General features: G+C 46.2%; 12 protein-coding genes. 3 read left to right on the top strand and 9 right to left on the bottom strand.

Features of this window, described 5'->3' with window-relative positions; genetic code table 11:
- Positions 1–86 precede the first annotated feature (86 nt).
- The 5 genes from QN395_RS05310 to QN395_RS05290 form a co-directional block, all read right to left on the bottom strand.
- The gene (locus tag QN395_RS05310; RefSeq protein ID WP_323492440.1) at positions 87–1,100 is read right to left on the bottom strand and encodes a substrate-binding domain-containing protein; all 1,014 of its coding nucleotides are present in this window, start codon (positions 1,098–1,100) and stop codon (positions 87–89) included.
- A 120-nt stretch (positions 1,101–1,220) separates the two neighbouring features.
- Positions 1,221–3,689: a TIM-barrel domain-containing protein gene (locus QN395_RS05305; RefSeq protein ID WP_323492439.1), complete on the bottom strand. Its 2,469-nt coding sequence runs from the start codon at positions 3,687–3,689 to the stop codon at positions 1,221–1,223.
- Between the two features lies 1 nt (position 3,690).
- The gene (locus QN395_RS05300) at positions 3,691–5,439 is read right to left on the bottom strand and encodes an alpha-amylase family glycosyl hydrolase (RefSeq protein WP_323492438.1); all 1,749 of its coding nucleotides are present in this window, start codon (positions 5,437–5,439) and stop codon (positions 3,691–3,693) included.
- Between the two features lie 26 nt (positions 5,440–5,465).
- Entirely contained in the window at positions 5,466–6,788 is a 1,323-nt protein-coding gene (locus tag QN395_RS05295) for an MFS transporter (RefSeq protein WP_323492437.1), read from the bottom strand.
- 169 nt (positions 6,789–6,957) lie between these two features.
- Positions 6,958–9,699 carry a TonB-dependent receptor gene (locus QN395_RS05290; protein ID WP_323492436.1) on the bottom strand — a complete coding sequence of 914 codons (2,742 nt, stop codon included), beginning with the start codon at positions 9,697–9,699 and terminating at the stop codon, positions 6,958–6,960.
- 414 nt (positions 9,700–10,113) lie between these two features.
- On the opposite strand from QN395_RS05290, the gene QN395_RS05285 reads away from it, so the two are divergent.
- Both QN395_RS05285 and QN395_RS05280 read left to right on the top strand, forming a co-directional pair.
- Positions 10,114–10,557, top strand: a complete 444-nt coding sequence (locus QN395_RS05285; protein WP_323492632.1) for a thioesterase family protein — start codon at positions 10,114–10,116, stop codon at positions 10,555–10,557.
- A 233-nt stretch (positions 10,558–10,790) separates the two neighbouring features.
- On the top strand, positions 10,791–11,417 hold the full coding sequence (locus QN395_RS05280) for a flavin reductase family protein (RefSeq protein ID WP_323492633.1): 627 nt from the start codon (positions 10,791–10,793) through the stop codon (positions 11,415–11,417).
- A 254-nt stretch (positions 11,418–11,671) separates the two neighbouring features.
- Here QN395_RS05280 and QN395_RS05275 read toward each other — a convergent pair whose 3' ends face one another.
- A complete protein-coding gene (locus QN395_RS05275; protein WP_323492634.1) occupies positions 11,672–12,232 on the bottom strand; it encodes a hypothetical protein in 561 nt (186 codons plus the stop codon).
- A gap of 124 nt (positions 12,233–12,356) precedes the next feature.
- Between QN395_RS05275 and QN395_RS05270 the strand changes: the two genes are divergently transcribed.
- Complete coding sequence (locus QN395_RS05270; protein WP_323492635.1) at positions 12,357–13,085, top strand: ribonuclease HI family protein; 729 nt, start codon at positions 12,357–12,359, stop codon at positions 13,083–13,085.
- Between the two features lie 53 nt (positions 13,086–13,138).
- Here QN395_RS05270 and lnt read toward each other — a convergent pair whose 3' ends face one another.
- The 3 genes from lnt to QN395_RS05255 form a co-directional block, all read right to left on the bottom strand.
- Entirely contained in the window at positions 13,139–14,674 is a 1,536-nt protein-coding gene (gene lnt / locus QN395_RS05265; RefSeq protein WP_323492636.1) for an apolipoprotein N-acyltransferase, read from the bottom strand.
- Positions 14,675–14,749: 75 nt separating this feature from the next.
- The gene (locus QN395_RS05260) at positions 14,750–15,631 is read right to left on the bottom strand and encodes an HlyC/CorC family transporter (protein ID WP_322120001.1); all 882 of its coding nucleotides are present in this window, start codon (positions 15,629–15,631) and stop codon (positions 14,750–14,752) included.
- A gap of 139 nt (positions 15,632–15,770) precedes the next feature.
- Positions 15,771–16,817, bottom strand: a complete 1,047-nt coding sequence (locus QN395_RS05255; protein ID WP_323492638.1) for a LacI family DNA-binding transcriptional regulator — start codon at positions 16,815–16,817, stop codon at positions 15,771–15,773.
- Between the last annotated feature and the right edge of the window lie 84 nt (positions 16,818–16,901).

Below are 16,901 nucleotides of genomic sequence, written 5' to 3'. Positions count from 1 at the left end.
AAATCATTCATAAAACAGGGAACGCTGTGCTATTCAAAGAATCTTCTGATACCTTGATAAAAATCTGCCTTTCGATCAACAGCGACTTAACTATGGCGGCAATCCCTTACCGTATCGCCGGGTAACAGTATCGGCTGCCACAGCACTTGCAATTCTTCAGGAGGTGTTCCGTCTAACAAAGACATCAACATCTCCACCATACGACTCCCCGCCTGATCCGGATTTGGCTGATCTATTGTGGTGACGTTATAGCCCGCCAGGGAATCTTCCATTTTGCTCCAGACGATAATCGATATATCGGCACCAATCTGTATACCCGCATCCAACAACGCCCGTACCGCGCCAACTCCCGACATCTGGTTATCGACGATGACAGCGGTTGGTGGTAACGGGCTGGCAAGTATTTGTTGCATCGCCTGATACCCTCTCCGCCTGTCATTGCTATCGCCGACCAGATGCGCGGGATTAGGTTGCAAACCCGCTTTTTGCATCGACTCGATAAAGCTGTTGTAACGTTGACGTGCAAAGTTCATTTCTAAGGGTGCACTGATCAGACCGACACGTTGATGTCCATGTGAGAGCAAATACTGAACAGCAGTCTGCATACCAGACTCATTGTCATAGTCAAACCAAGCATGTGGCTCATTGACTTGTGTGCGTCCATGTGCCACGAAGGGTAAGCCGTGTCCGGTTAAATAAGCAATCCGCTCGTCGTATAAACGGGTACGGGAAACAATCAAACCGTCTACCCGTCGCTCCTGTACCATGCGCTGATAAGCCCGCAACTCATTGGCTGGCGAGACCGGCGCGATGATCAAATCCATCTGTCTGGACTCCAATGCAGAGGACATCCCATCGACGATAGACATAAACATCGGATCGCCTAAATCGTTCGGTAACAAAGGATGAATCATCCCCACCACATTAGTACGACCGACCGCAAGACTGCGAGCCATCGGATTAGGACGATATCCCGCCGCATTAGCTGCCGCCATCACACGCTGTCGGGTCTTCTCGCTAACCTCTGGGTAGCCGTTCAGAGCGCGGCTCACCGTAGTTTCGGAAATACCCAGATTTTTAGCGAGGCTTTTAAGATTCATTGGTGTCGGTTACTTCAAAAATGAGACTACTTTTAAACTTACTAAAGCTTACTTATTCGCTTACTTATTTGCCAATTTCTGTGCCAAATTAGCTGATGATTTAGCTGACGGCTTTTTATTTCAATTGATCTGCACTACGACGGTCTGCTCTGTTCTTGCTGGTATGTTGACCAAGACTGATAATTGTTTTTTTACCGGATTCCATTTAAATGGCGAAGGTCGGTTTTTTATCTTGACCCAGTTCGGCGCAGCAGCAATGTTATGCATGATCAATTCAATTTTTCTGTCAACAGTCTGATAATTGAAACCCGTTTCCGTCTTCAGCTGTACCGTGATTTTTTGGTGATTATTGTCTACAGCGGTATCGCCAGAAAACTGTAAAAGTTGATATCGACCTTTCTCGAAAGCGGCGGATGTCAAACCATCATCGTCATACAATTGACCGCGACTATGCGGTACAGATGAATCGTAGTAATAATGCAGATCAACTTCTTTAGTCGAATAATCTATGGTGGTTTGAACCAACTTTGCCATAGGGATAAAGGCACCTGCTCTGACAAATACGGGGATGTGCTCAGGCACAATCGCAACTGATCCAGTACTACCAGCGACATATTTTTGATCAGTATAAAAATCAAACCAGTGATTGGTCGCAGGAAAACGAATCGTCTGCTCTTTGACAGCGGCTTTGAGTACGGGCGACACAAAAAAATCATGCCCCCATAAATAACGATCAGATACGCCGCGCATCTCCGGATTGTCCGGCTCTTCATACAACATGGGTCGCATCAGCGGCAGGCCACTCTGATTATTTTCAAACGCTAGCGTGTAGTTATACGGCAGCATACGATAACGTAGTTCGATCGCCGCCTTTGCTAGAGCCTTAGCGGATGTGCTTCTTAAAACCGGTTCTGCGGCGACTTCTTCTTGGGCGTGTGGACGAAAAATCGGCTGGAATACGCCGTACTGCAACCAGCGCGTGTACAGCTCATCATCTAAATTGGCACCCGCGAATCCGCCCAAGTCTGAATGCATATATGCCAAACCTTGCATCCCCATTTGCAGCGCAATCTCCGGCTGACTCTGCAAGCCGCCCCAAGTCCGGTTCACGTCACCCGACCAGGGGATCATGCCAAACCGTTGCGAGCCGGAGTAGCCAGAACGCATCAAAATAAAGGGACGCTCTTCCGGAAATTCTTTTTGATATCCCTCTGCGATCAACCTAGCCCAATCGTGTCCATAAATATTATGTAGCTGATCTGCCGAGCCCGTCTTATGTTGCAGGTCAGATGGATGCACTTCGGGCTCACCTAAATCCCCCCACCAACCCGCAACGCCGTCCTTTTTTAAATTTTTATAAATCGACCAAAACCAGTCCTTTGCTTTAGGATCAAAAATGTCGATTAACCCTGTATGTCCAAAATAAAAATCATAGACAAATGGCGCACCATTTTTATCCGTTGCCAGAATTTTCTTTTCTACCGCCTCATCCCACTTGCTAGAGCTAGTTAAGATAAACGGTTCCGTAATCAGTATCGTTTTTATGCCTTTTTTAGCAAAGTCAGCAATCATCGCCTTAGGATGAGGGAAGTTATCTCTATCAAATTCGAGATTTCCCATGGTGCCTTTGATGTCTTTACCAAACCAGTACAAATCAAAAATGATCGCATCCAGTGGAATTTTTTCAGCCGAAAATTGATCTACGATTTTGCGTGCTTCTGCTTCGCTGTGGTAACCGAAGCGACTAGCGAAGTTGCCGAAAGCCCAGCGTGGCGGCAACGGTTGCTTGCCCGTCAAACTAGTGTAGCTACCAATAATATCGTCCCAGCTATCGCCAGCAATAATCTGATATGTTTTTCTGCCGCTGATGGTTTCATAAGCGAGTACATTCTCTTTTTTACTATCCAGATCTAGATAGCCAATCGGCGCATTATCAAAATGAATACCATATCGTTTAGACGAAAATACCAGAGGAATAGAAAAATTCATCTGGTTAGAACGATCCTCATAACCGTAATGCGCCTTGTTATAGAGCGGCAGACGATTGCCACGGCGGTTCATCCCTAATGCACGCGCACCTGCACCGTACAGCGCTTCCGTTGCATCCAGATTAAAGTCGAGTACTTCAGAGGTATCTTGTTTGCTGTAACCATTTTTTTCAGAAATCAGTTGCTTGCCTTTGTAGGCGTAACTGATTTGAAAAGGCGATTTGGTGATGTGTACCACCATACCGGTCAGACTGGAGCCAACACCGGAGCCGACAGCATAATCGACAGCAACGTCTGTATTGCTAATACTAGTTTTAAGCATGGCGGGTGACAACACAACTGCATGTGACCCGGAGATAAAACTTTGTCCTTTGGGGATAAACGTGGTTTCTATAATCTTGTCAGAATAAGGCTTGATCTGATAAAGACCATCGTTGGTCGTCAGTTCTAAGTAACTACCCTTATCAGCAACGGCCTCAAGTACTCTTCCCCTGTTTTGAGCAAAAGCTGGCTGTGTCAGTTGTATCGCTAGAACAACTAAGGCGGCTACTATGCAGAATACAGTGTTGCCAATGATTGGGCGTTTTAGTTGATTTTTCATCTTAATTTCCATCCGATCTAGCAGGCGGATGTTCATCCTTACCAATCAGCACCATATTATTCTTGCTATCAAACTTCACCATGCCATTAACGACGATGGCACTATGTCCTGAGTAATAGTCTTTCAACTTTTCCCCATCAAGAAAAACGCCCGTAACGGGAATTGCAACACTCTCACCAATCGGTAAATCGAGCGCTACTACCACTTTGTCGTTGATGCCATCATGCTGATAAATCCGTTTAAAAATATACGGTCTATCTGATATTTTTTGATGGACGCCAGCGCCCACTGCGACATGCGCTTGGCGGAACAATCCCAGCTTGCTCCAATGCTGATATACATCTGCGATGTTGTAATGAAATCTCGATTTTTTTTGCGCCAGCTCATCCCAGTTCATCATGGATCGCAAACTGGCATCCCCTTGCGCACCAGCGACTGATAAAGAGCGGGCAGTTTCGTCACCGTAATAAATTTGTGCGGCACCGGGACTCAGTAATAGTCGGGTACCCGCATCAAACGGATCGTTGCGTTCCCGGTCAAACGGACTTAAATCGTCATGCGAACTGATGTAGTTGAGGACGGAATATCCGTGTAAAGGACTATCCGGCATATTGAGTTTTTCTGAATACTCGCTGAACAAGACGTCGATATTTTTCTTAGCATCAGTCTTAAAGCCGAAGTTGATAATACTATCAAAACCATTCTGATAAAAATTCACCTGGCTACCACCGTCCATAGTGAATTGCTGTCCACTGGCGATGGAGTAGCCATACACTTCCGCCGTCATAAAAAAAGGATCGTCACCTAATTTTTTATCAGGATTGTCCCGTTTCCAATCCTCATACGCGGCGCTGGCTACTTGTTTTAGCTCTTTCCAGACACCGGGTTCTACATGCTTGACTGTATCGGCGCGAAAACCGTCGATACCATATTTTCTGACCCAATCGGCATGCCATTTCATCAGGTAATAGCGTGGTGCGAGAGGGAAGCCCGTATGTTTGAAAAACGAATCCAACTCGCTGACTTGCTGCTCGTAGCGTCCTTCAGATTTCCACTTGGCGACTAAGGCTGGTGGTAACGCCACATTGGCATTACTGTCGGTACGAAAATCTGGTAGATTTTTAACCAATACGCAATTGACGGTAGTTACTACATCTTTATAAGTACAAACTGGCGAGGTACGCACCCAGTCATTGGGCCATTGAGGATCTACCTCGGTGACTGGGCCGGTGTGATTCATCACTACATCGAGCAGTATACGGATTCCATTAGCGTGAGCGGTATCAACCAACTGACGCATGTCGGCTTCTGTACCCCAGTTAGCATCTACCTTAGTAAAGTCACGCGCCCAGTAACCGTGGAAACCGTAAGACAAGCCAGTTCCTTCATCAGTCGCGCTGTGAATTTGCTCGACAGGCGGTGTGATCCAGATGACGTTGACGCCTAAGTTTTTAAAATAGCCTTGCTTGATTTTTTCTGTAATGCCTGCCAGATCACCACCTGCAAATCCGCGTAACTTTGCTGCATCATTTTTGCGTCCATAGGCAAGATCATTAGTCGGGTTCGCGTTATAAAACCGATCCGTTAGCAAGAAATATATAGTAGCGTTATTCCATACGAATGCTGCTTTTTTCGATGTTTGCGGCAACTGTTCTTTTGTCGTGGCTGACATGTCTGCCGCACAGGCAAAGCTGTCAAAAACGTTGACAAAAAATAGTGCCAGAGAAAATACGATAGCAAAAAAATTCATGCCAATTCTACTCAGAAAGAATGTCACTACGACTGTTCTGCAACGTCTTTAACAAACATAGTCAATATGCCTGCGAGGATCATGCAAAAGCCACCTAGCATCAGAACTTTGACTGATTGATAATTGAACAAATGCTTCAACATCGCGCCCAATACAAAGCCAGCTACAATTTGCGGAATCACGACAAAAAAGTTAAACAAACCCATGTAATAACCCATGCGATTAGCAGGCAAAGCGCCAGCCAGAATGGCATAAGGCATCGTCAATACGCTTGCCCAGGCAATCCCTAAGCCGACCATAGGCAACAACAACATTTGTTTGGAACTAATAAGAAAGATGCTGACCAGACTGACGCCACCTATCATCAGGCAGATCATATGAACGAATTTACGGCTGGTCATACGCGACAGGATCGGTAAGATAAAAGCAGCTATCGCGGATACGCCGCCATATACACCAAACATAATGCCAACCCAGTTACCACCCTCTTGATAAGCAGCAGATTGAGCATCGGTACTATGGAATACGATTTCGGCAATCGATGGTGTGGTGTAGACCCACATAGAAAACAAAGCGACCCAAGTAAAAAACTGCACCCATGCCAGTTGCACCATGGTTTTTGGCATCTTGAGAAAGCCGCCCAAAATTTCTGCAACAGCTCTTGCAAAACCTTGGTTATTTTTACGTTCCTGGCGAAATTTTTCTAAATCAGTTGGCGGTATTTCTTTCGTCGTGAATACAGTCCACATCACTGACAACGCAAAGATAGCGCCGCCAAAATAGAAGGAATAACGCACCGTATCCGGTATAGCCCCATCAACCGGAACATTGCTGACGCCGAGATAATTGGTCAACAAGCTTGGCAACAGGGAGGCAATCACACCGCCGCATCCGATCAAAAAAGTCTGCATCGCAAAACCGGCCGTTTGCTGCGAAGGATTGAGTTTGTCACCGACAAAAGCGCGGAACGGCTCCATCGAAATATTGATCGCAGAATCCATCATCCACAGAACAGCAATCGCCATCCATAACATGCTGGAGTTAGGCATCAGAAACATCGCAACCGACGCTAGCAAAGCACCGACAAAGAAAAATGGACGACGACGCCCCCAGAATGGATGCCAGGTATTATCACTGAGATAGCCTATCACTGGCTGTACTAGCAAACCCGTGATCGGTGCGGCTAGCCAGAACAAGGCGAGATCATCCGCGTTAGCACCTAAGGTAGAAAAAATCCGGCTGGTATTGGTGTTTTGTAAGGCAAAGCCGAATTGAATGCCGAAGAAACCAAAACTCATATTCCACAACTGCCAGAACGAAAGCCTAGGCTTGTTTGTCGATGATTGCATGCTTGCTTGTTCCTGGTTTTTTTAAGTAACGTCCAACAGAATAACGAGATTAAGACTGATGCAAAATTATTCGCGCAGTTGGTATTAAATTGCTGCTGAAACGATTTAGCCTAAGTCCTAAAAACAAGTCCCCGCAGCTTGGAGTCTGCGAGGACTGTTTTAGTATTACTTAAAACTTGTAGCTGGCGCCTAACAACATGATACGTCCGTATTTTGCATACTCTAATTGACGATCTTTGCTATTTGCGTAGGTTTCATAGGCTGCATTGGTCAGATTATTGACTTGCAACATGATGCCCAGACCTTTGTATGGACCGTCTTCAAACGCGTAACCAATTTGGAAGTCAGTGACATTATCACCAACGACATAACGCAATTGACGATCACCGGCAAAGTTACCGATCTCACCAACGTAGTCAGAGCGACGACGTTGACCGATACGGGCTGAGAAGCCTTTTTTCTCATAGTAAAGCGTGAGATTAGTGACATTCTTAGATAGACCAGGCAATTGAATTTTGCCAATAGTATCGTTCACTTGAGGAATATTAATCGAGCTGTCAGTGATTGTTGTACTAGCAGTAACGCCAAATCCATCAAGCGCTGAGGAGATCAGATTCAACGGTGCTGATGCTGACAATTCCAGACCTTTGAGCGAACCACCTTGGCCGTTGTAAGGAGAATTGTATTGACCAAAATTAGATATCGCTATGGTTCCCGGTGTGAACTGGGAGAAGTCGCGAGTTTGCGAGTAATCATAAATATAGCTCTTCAAGTCTTTATAGAAAAAGGCTGCGGCGAAGTAAGCTTTAGTACCGAAATACTTTTCATATGAAATATCTAATGCAGTAGCGCGCCATGGTTCTAGTTTGGCATTACCACCGCTACCGCTAGGCAATCGGGTAGAGGCATCCACTTTAAAATCAAAGCCAGAATTTAACTGATCCAGACGCGGGCGTGCAACCTGCTTTGCCAATGCAAAACGCAAAGTTTGCTGGTTAGGCAAACCAAATACCAGATTCATACTTGGCAGCACGTCGGTATAAGTTTTTCCGTCGGTATATGGATGAGCAGCCCCACTAGGATCGGAATACAGCGATGCCGAAGACTGGTCAGTATTGATCACTTGTACACCGATATTGCCACGGAGCGAAACACCACCGAGTTGAGAGTCAATATTACCCTTAACAAAAGAGGTCGTGATTTTCTCAGTGACATCCCATGCACGTGAAATGGTATTGCCGTTATTGGTCAAGTTGTAGGTAATTGGGTCAAAGTATTTCGCGATGACACCAGGTACATTCCAGGAAGGAACAATGCCGCTACCAGCAAAACCAAGATTGACCGGGGCATACAACAAATCGCTAGAAATAGTTGGACTACCGCTAGCGGTCAGCGCACCACTTGGTTGACGTTTAGTTTTTGTACGATCACTACGATTGACACCCACATCTACATTGTCAAAAACATTGTCGAGCATCGCTGGCACCGGCATTGTTGCAACCATTTTAAAGCTCTTTAAAACGTCTTTAAGATGTGGTGCGTAGGTACTGCCGTAGCCATAAATCGAGTTACCGGTATACAGCTGAGTCGGATCACTATAATTTAACTTACCCGACAAGGTAGCAAAACTGCCTGGTACCCAGCCGACTGTCAGGGCTGGGTCATTGAGCGGTCCGCCAGATGGATTTCTCAGTTGTAAATTGTTTTCAAGATACAGCTCATCACGCTTAGCTTCAGAGTAATTAACGTCTGCTAATAATGACCATTTGTCGAAAGTAAATTTATTACCCCAGCCAGCAGTATGGATAGAATCTTCGCGGTTATTGTATTGTCCGCGCACCAGTGGGTATGCTCCGGTTGCAACGCCACCGAGCAGAGTATTGTTAACCACATTGACCGAACTGTAATTAAATCCTTGTGGATTGTTGCTACCGTTATAGCCACCTAAGTTGGCTTCAAATTGATTATTGGTATCAACTTGTTTAAAAGTAGAACTGAATATATCCAGCGTACTTCTCCACATTTTTGACGGACGATATTCCAATACACCGATGATGCCAGTGCGCTTTAAGGTACCGCTCTTCGCCAGTGATTTGACACCAGCAGTAACGAATGTGCCAGGAGGAACGCCAGAGACAGAACTTTGACTAAACGGCTCATAAGTACCAGTCTCATTATCCAACACCGGTGACTCCAGATCTGCAATACCGATGGCAATACCAATCGTACGATCGGCAAATTGATCGATGTAACTTGCGCTGATGCGATGGCCAGTATCTTTAATATTAGCAATCGATCCCATGGAATTTTTCTCGCCACGAGCATTTAAAGAAATTGTACGAGTAGAAAAATCCAGCGGACGCACTGTTTGCAAATCGATCGTACCGGACAAACCCTGTCCTACTAGACCAGCGTCTGGGGTTTTGTACACAGTCACGCCGCTCAGCAATTCAGAAGGGTATTGATCAAATTCAACACTGCGGTTGTCGCCGGTGCTAACTTGCTCGCGGCCATTCAGCAATGTAGTAGCAAAATCCGGAGATAAACCGCGAACGCTGATGACCTGGGCACGACCTGCAACACGTTGCGCGGCTAAGCCAGGCAAACGGGCAATGGATTCAGCAATACTGGTATCGGGCAACTTGCCTATGTCTTCAGCAGAAATTGCTTCGACGATGGAATTAGAATTTTTCTTTACTGAAATCGCATCCTCAATACCCTTACGGATACCGGTGACAACAACCACATTACCGTCGTCTGCTTTGGTAGCAGCGGGGGTGCCAGCTTGTTGCGCATAGACCGCAGTGGATGTGGATAGCAGCAATGCACAAGCTGCAGCGATAGGGGTTACGTTAAATACGAAGCGATTGAAGGCAACACTCCCGCCTCGCTTTTTTTGAAAGCTAGTCATTACTCGTCTCCTTGGTTTTTTATTATAAAACTACGATTCCAACAGCAAAATCTTGGCAGCTCAAACGCTCTAATTAAAATCCGGAATTTGATGCCCCGAACGTGATTCTGTACTAATACTAAATTACATGTCAAATAAAATAATTGATATTTCGTCGAATATATTGCGCTAAGAATGAAAATATCACTCTTAACCGTTGCTAATCACCCACAAGCCCAGCAACTTTATGTAGTCATACTACATAAATAATTAAAAATTTCTGTTTTTTATCAAAGCGCATTGAATATTAACAACAAAAAATCCAAAGCGCATTGGATATTTATTTCTTGCCTGCAATGGATTTTGAAGAAATCACAATAATTCCTGCGAATCACAAACGGGTAAAATCAGGCGTTTATATAACTCTTAAAAGCCATGGCTCGCCTGACACTCCATTTCCCGGAAGACCAGTACTACTACTCCACCCTGCTTACAGTACGCGTAACCGACATCAATAGCGCAAACCATCTTGGCAACGATTCGATGATTTCCATGATCTCTGAGGCAAGAGCCAGGTTTATGTTTGAATTTGGGATTGGCGAAACCAAATGCGTCGGCCCGGGCACCATCATCACCGACCTGGCGACCACCTACAAATCCGAAGCGCACGCACGCGATCAGTTGTTGTTTGAAGTTGGCGTCATGGATTTCAATAAATATGGCGGCGACATCACTTTCCGCATCACCCGCCCCAGCGACCAGCGTCTGATTGCGATGGCAAAATCAGGATTTATTTTTTATGACTATGCCAAAGCAGAAGTCACCAGCATGCCGGAGTATGTAAGGGAGAAATTTCCAAAAGTGAATTGGCTGGCTTGATTATTCGTAGTCAGCTTCAATCAACATAAGCAGAAAATAGTATTAGGACGAATTGAATAAAGATATACCCTATGCAGTATATTTTGATTGTCCATAGAAAAATTGGACATCTACGGTTTTTTATCAAAAAAGTAGGGGAGTATATCTAATCACGCCTCTTACAAAGCAGGCAATCATCAAACGACTTACCGCATTCTCGCTGTACAAATTGAATAGCAAATTAAAGGAATTCCATGCTGATCGACTTTTCATCTATAGCACCAAGACTCGCTTATTTTTGGATGGGCTCTACCATTACGCCGCGTCCGGTTGCATGGGTTTCCTCTAAAGGGAAAAATGGCCTGACGAATCTCGCGCCGTTTAGTTTTTTTCAGATGATTACGGCATCGCCGCCGACCTTGATGATTTCACCTTTGGTCAATAGCGACGGCGGTATGAAAGACACCGTGCGCAATATTCAGGAGACTGGCGAATTTGTCGTCAACCTGGTGTCATTCCCCATGGTGCAATTGATGAACGAAACCTCATTTGGTTACGACGCAGAAACCAGTGAGTTTGAACAATGCAATGTGAAGTCTCTGCCGTCACAATTTATTGGCGTACCCAGAGTGGACGGCGCGCCTGTCAGTTTTGAATGCAGACTGGCAAAGCTGATGCCCTACCCAGAACATGCGCCAACTTGCTATGTGGTCTTTGGTGAAGTCGTCGCAGCACATGTGGATGACAGTATTGTCACCGCAGATGGCCAAATTGATCCGGTCAAATTAGATCTGGTGTCGCGCATGGGTGCGGACTGGTACGGCAGGACGAACGCGACAGAAAATTTTACGCTGGCACGTCCGGCTGGCTGGGCTAAATAAAAACCTAAGGAATAATCCTAGAAACGACAGTTGACCGCTTGTCAGTGTAAATAAGTACTTGATTAAATTGACTCATGTCCGTGTTTTCACCATCACCGTTTTGGTGAGAACGCTACGAATCTGATCGCACACTTTTTCGGCTCCCCAGCGGCGTTGCTCCTCGTTGCAACGTGAAGCTTGCGCCTCGTCTCGCCTTGCTGGGAAACCGAAAAAATGCACACTCAGACTCGTCCAGCTGCCGTTTCTAGGATAATTCAGTTTGGTGCGCGGGTAGAGATGGATGTCACCAACGCGCCAAAGAATAATTCATCGATTTTGAAAGCCTCTTTAATCCGCTGCTGTCCTTCTTTATCATTGGGTAATTGCAGCACGACGGTTAAGTATTTTGGCTGAGTTGTGGGTTCCGATGGACTGGATAATTGAGGCGAGCTGACCTTGGCAGATTGGCTTGATGCAAAACTGCCTGGAGCCGTCATCTCTGCAATGACGTCCTCTTTATCTTGCACATCTTCTAATAACAAACTCAGCGCATGTTCAATCTCTGAGATAGAAACGACGACAGTCGTATGCGGCTCTGGCCATTTTTTGTAGCCACCGCTACCAATCGCGTATCCGCCAGTGCAGACATACTCTGTATCAGAAATTTTCTCGTAATGAAACGGTGCCCAACCTGCACTATCAGAGCCAGCATCAGCATCAGCGCTATGTTTTCGCACTGCTGCCATTTCTATCGCTTGTCCATAAGTGCCTGCATTGGCAATCATGCCGACGGGTAGAAAAGCGGCGCTATCGTTAGTGTTTTCTTTGTAGGTCATTATGTGCTCCAAAATTCTTTTTTAAGTACGCATCTTGCAAATGATGGCACACTTGCTAAGTACGGTGACTACTATATTCATGATGCCGAACTAAGCCAATTTTCAAAAAAATAAATCCCGCAATATGGCTACACATGATCAACTTCTTGCTATTGCGTTTAAAGCAGAACTAGCGAAAAGCCAGCGCTTAGCAAGAGCCAACATCACTGAATCGCAAAGCCTGGAACAGGCACAAGAGCACGCATTAGAAAAAATCCTGTTCAACATAGCAGGTGAAAAAGGCTTAGAAAATCTTATTGCTATACGATTATTGGAGCAGGAAAAAATTCGTGCTCGCCATATCGTACGTCAACAACTACAGGCTGAAAAATTAGCCCAACATAAGCAAAGTAATAAGCAAAGCAACTGCGCTGTCAACGGACTGGGTGCTGATACCTGGCAGGCTTATTTTGATGGTTCAGCACATCCTAATCCGGGCAAAATTGGTATCGGTGGCGTCGTAATCAGCCCATCAGGAATAAAGATAGAAATCAGCCGGGCGATGGGCTACGGTGATAGTAACGAGGCAGAATTCTATGCGCTAAACGCAGTATTAGCCTGCGCGTTAGAACAGCTCCCTGCCAAACTTGTTGTGTTTGGTGACAGCCGCACCGTAATAGACAGCGTCAACGCCGACCGCACCCACAGCAAGAAAAACACCGTGCGCTTACCCGCATGTTCAACACTGCAAGAACAGTGCGAACAAGCCAAGCAATTGATAGCGAAATTCACTGATATTCGTTTGATCTGGATTCCCCGCAAAAAAAATGCAGAAGCCGATGCGCTGTCACAAAACGCAGTGACACTATTTTAAAGATCGCGGCTATGGAATAAGGAATTGAATTCAAATTCAAATTCAAATTCAAATCAGAATTGCGCTTTTTTCCGTGACAAAAAATACGCCGCCAGTAGACTCAAGATGATAAGAGCAAGAATACCTGCATTGCCCCAACGCACATACGGCGTCAGGCCGCTGGTACCTTGTACTTTGGCACGCAAGATATCCTTGGTTAAAGGCTTTAACTGAGCAGTCACAATCCCCTGCGCATCAATCACCGCCGTCGCACCGGTGTTGGTAGAACGCAGCATAGGCCGCCCGGTTTCTAGCACCCGCATTTGCGATATCTGTAAATGCTGCGGGATAGAAATCGAATCACCGTACCAAGCAATATTAGATACATTTAATAATATGGATGGGCTGTACGACGCTGCTGACAATTGGTGCGCGATTTCTTCACCAAACAAATCTTCATAACAAATATTTGGCAACACCCATTGATCTTTTACCTGCATGGCTTCTTGCAAAACATTGCCAGCAAAAAAATCACCCAGCGGAATCTGCATCAGGTTCACAAACCATTTAAAACCAAACGGGACAAACTCGCCAAACGGCACTAGATGATGCTTGTCATAACGATAGCCGCGTACCGCATGCTGGCGCGACAAACCTAAAACGCTATTGGTATATTTATCGCCGCCGTCATAGACCCCCAAACCAATGACCAAATGACTGTTAGTGTCTTGTGCAAAGGCATTTAACATTGGCAAATAATCCGGTGGTAATTGGCTGGACAATACCGGCAAGGCGGTCTCTGGTGTCGCTACCAAATCGGCTGGCGCGGTCAATATCATGTCGTGATACAAGCGCAGCGAGTCATTCACATGTTCCGGATCAAATTTGATATCTTGCGCTACATTACCTTGTAATAAACTGACGCTGATCTGGTTGCCGGATGGCTGTGTCCATGCCACGACTCGCAAACCGATGCCGACTAAAAATAGGCAGGCAACGCCAGCAAGCAATACAGGCCACCAGGATTTTTTAAGCATCAATAAAACCACGGCGCCTGCGATTAAAGCATTCAACCATCCCAATCCATACACGCCCAAGACGGCAGCATAGCCAGCCAAGGGGCTCGCGGTATGTGCGTAGCCCGACACCAGCCACGGGAAGCCGGTAAATATCCAGCCGCGTAGCAACTCCGACAAACTCCAAAGCGATGGCAGCACGAATAGCAAGGATGCGACCAATGATAGCTGCCAACGCTTGCGTAGGTAATGAGCCAGCGACAAAGCCAGACCGGCATACAAAGCCAGATAAGCGGCAAACAAAGCGACTGCCGCCAATGCCAGCAACCACGGCATACCGCCCGCATCAGTCATCGCCACCATCAACCAGCGCACACCCCAAAACATCCAGGAAAAACTATATGCCCAACCCAGCATCCACTGGCGTCGCAAAGTCCATGCACTGGGGGAATAGCTCAAGCAAAAAATCAGTGCGAGACTGATGATCTGAAGTGGCCACAAATGATAGGGAGCAAAAGAAAATACGTTCAAACCACCTGCCAGCAAAGCCAGCAAGATGGATGAACGAAATGGAGGGGAATGAAATGAAAACAAGATCAGAGAATCTGCAAATGAGTACGAGCTGGGCGACAGAAAACAATTCTATGAATCCAACGATCAACTATGGATTCAATCATCATCAGTCTGCACCAAAGACCGTTTTTCCACTAACAACATCTGCACCTGACGGGCATCGGCGCGCAAGACTTCAAAATGCAGATTGCCAATATTAAATTCTTCACCCTTGTGCGGTACCCGTTCCAGATGATTGGTGACCAAGCCGCCGATGGTATCGACTACTTTGTCTGAAAAATCGGTACCCAACGCGGTATTAAACTGTTCAATCTCGGTCAAACCTTTCACACGCCAGCGCACGCCGTCGCCGTTATTATCGAGGACGATGATATTGTCTTCTTCTTCATTGAAGTCATACTCGTCTTCAATATCGCCGACAATTTGCTCCAGCACATCCTCAATCGTAATCAGACCTGCAACGCCACCGTATTCATCCACCACCATTGCCATGTGATTGCGATTAGCGCGAAAATCCCGCAACAAAATATTCAGGCGCTTGGATTCCGGGATATACACTACCGGGCGCAACATCACACGCACATCAAAAGACTCTTCTGCGTAGTACCGCAACAAATCTTTTGCCAATAGCACGCCCACCACTTTATCTCTATCGCCTTCCACCGCAGGGAAGCGGGAATGCGCCGTCGATAAGACTTCGGGCATCCATTCTGCTATGGGTTTGGAAATATCAATCACGTCCATCTGGGAACGCGGCACCATGATGTCGCGTGCAGCCAGATCAGACACCTGGAACACACCTTCGATCATTGCCAGTGCATCGGCATCAATCAGGTTACGTTCTTGCGCGTCATGCAGAACTTCCAGCAATTCAGCGCGGTTCTCAGGTTCGGGGGAAATCAGTGCGGTCAAACGTTCAAATAATGACCTGTGGGGTTTAACGTCAGATGGTCTGACGCTACTAGAGTGCTCTTGCATAGTGGGCTTAAAGCCGTTGTTTCAATACTATAGGATACAGCAAATATAGATCAGTCCCAAACTTCGATGCCAGTTCAGACCAAATTTAAGCCTGATTTTTAGCTCTTTTTTGTATCAAGAATGTCATAAAGTAGCGACATCATCTGAAGCGACGTGTAGTTTCTCTGACAATCAATTCCAACTTGGGCAGCTCGACATCCACTTTTTTACCGCTGATCAGTCCGAGTAAAGTAGTCGTTGCCAGTAATCCCATTTCATACAAAGGCTGATGTATCGTCGTCAACGGCGGTGTAGTGTAAAGCGAGCCGGGCAAATCATCGAAGCCGATCAGGGAGATATCATCCGGTACCCGTATCCCTTTGCGGTACAAGCTCAGCCGTACACCATAGGCAATCTGGTCATTCGCAGCAAACACAGCGCTAAACTGCTGCTGAGTATCGAACAGACGATTGACTGCCACTAAACCGCTGGCCTCATGGAAATCGCCTTCAACCACCAGGTTCGCATCAAATTCCAGATTGGCGCTTTTGAGTGCGCGCTGGTATCCGAGCAAACGTTCGCTGGCATCAGAGTTATCGGCAGGGCCAGTGACGAAGGCAATGCGGCGATGTCCTAACTCAATTAAATGGCGCACAGCAAGGTAGGCACCGCTTTCATTGTCTAGCTTAAATCCAATCGCCGTCTCGCTTTGCAATGCACGCCCCGTCGCGACGATGGGCTTTTGATGTGAAAAATGCAGCACATCTTTATCCGCAATATGCCCTGACAGCAAAATAATCCCATCCACTTTGCGAGCCAGCAATAACTTAATCCGGGCCGCCTCTTCTTGCGCATCCCAATGCCCACTGACGATCACGGAGGCATAACCAGTTCCTTTTAAACCATCATCAACACCGCGTAAGGTCTCATCAAAAAACGGACTAGAAATATCTTGTACGACGATACCGATCGTCATCGAGCGACCGCTTTTAAGGCTTTGTGCCAGTTGGTTTGGCTCAAAGTGCATCTGCTCAATGGCGGTTTCTACTGCTTTACGTTTATCTGCAGAGACTTTGGCAGTGCCATTCAGAATCCGTGACACCGTGCTGGGCGAAACGCCCGCCTGACGCGCCACATCCATCAAAGTCACGGGATTATTGCTTGAAGCATTGTTATCCGAATCGGTATTGATTTGTTTCTCGACCACGTGTGCCTTCTCAACTATGCGAATTGAAGATGAATTAACGATGAATATCTTGGTAAGTCTGTGAAAAGCTTTTCGTAGCGAGAA

Source organism: Undibacterium sp. RTI2.2 (assembly GCF_035018705.1).
Lineage (GTDB): Bacteria > Pseudomonadota > Gammaproteobacteria > Burkholderiales > Burkholderiaceae_D > Undibacterium.
This window is presented reverse-complemented; position numbering and strand designations above follow the sequence as displayed.

What these genes read in the sequence shown, in the direction of transcription:
- QN395_RS05275 (WP_323492634.1), bottom strand. Translation starts at nt 12,232, where the DNA reads ATGACCTACAAAGAAAACACTAACGATAGCGCCGCTTTTCTACCCGTC.
- QN395_RS05285 (WP_323492632.1), top strand. Translation starts at nt 10,114, where the DNA reads ATGGCTCGCCTGACACTCCATTTCCCGGAAGACCAGTACTACTACTCC.
- QN395_RS05290 (WP_323492436.1), bottom strand. Translation starts at nt 9,699, where the DNA reads ATGACTAGCTTTCAAAAAAAGCGAGGCGGGAGTGTTGCCTTCAATCGC.
- QN395_RS05300 (WP_323492438.1), bottom strand. Translation starts at nt 5,439, where the DNA reads ATGAATTTTTTTGCTATCGTATTTTCTCTGGCACTATTTTTTGTCAAC.
- QN395_RS05260 (WP_322120001.1), bottom strand. Translation starts at nt 15,631, where the DNA reads ATGCAAGAGCACTCTAGTAGCGTCAGACCATCTGACGTTAAACCCCAC.
- QN395_RS05280 (WP_323492633.1), top strand. Translation starts at nt 10,791, where the DNA reads ATGCTGATCGACTTTTCATCTATAGCACCAAGACTCGCTTATTTTTGG.
- QN395_RS05270 (WP_323492635.1), top strand. Translation starts at nt 12,357, where the DNA reads ATGGCTACACATGATCAACTTCTTGCTATTGCGTTTAAAGCAGAACTA.
- QN395_RS05295 (WP_323492437.1), bottom strand. Translation starts at nt 6,788, where the DNA reads ATGCAATCATCGACAAACAAGCCTAGGCTTTCGTTCTGGCAGTTGTGG.
- QN395_RS05310 (WP_323492440.1), bottom strand. Translation starts at nt 1,100, where the DNA reads ATGAATCTTAAAAGCCTCGCTAAAAATCTGGGTATTTCCGAAACTACG.
- QN395_RS05305 (WP_323492439.1), bottom strand. Translation starts at nt 3,689, where the DNA reads ATGAAAAATCAACTAAAACGCCCAATCATTGGCAACACTGTATTCTGC.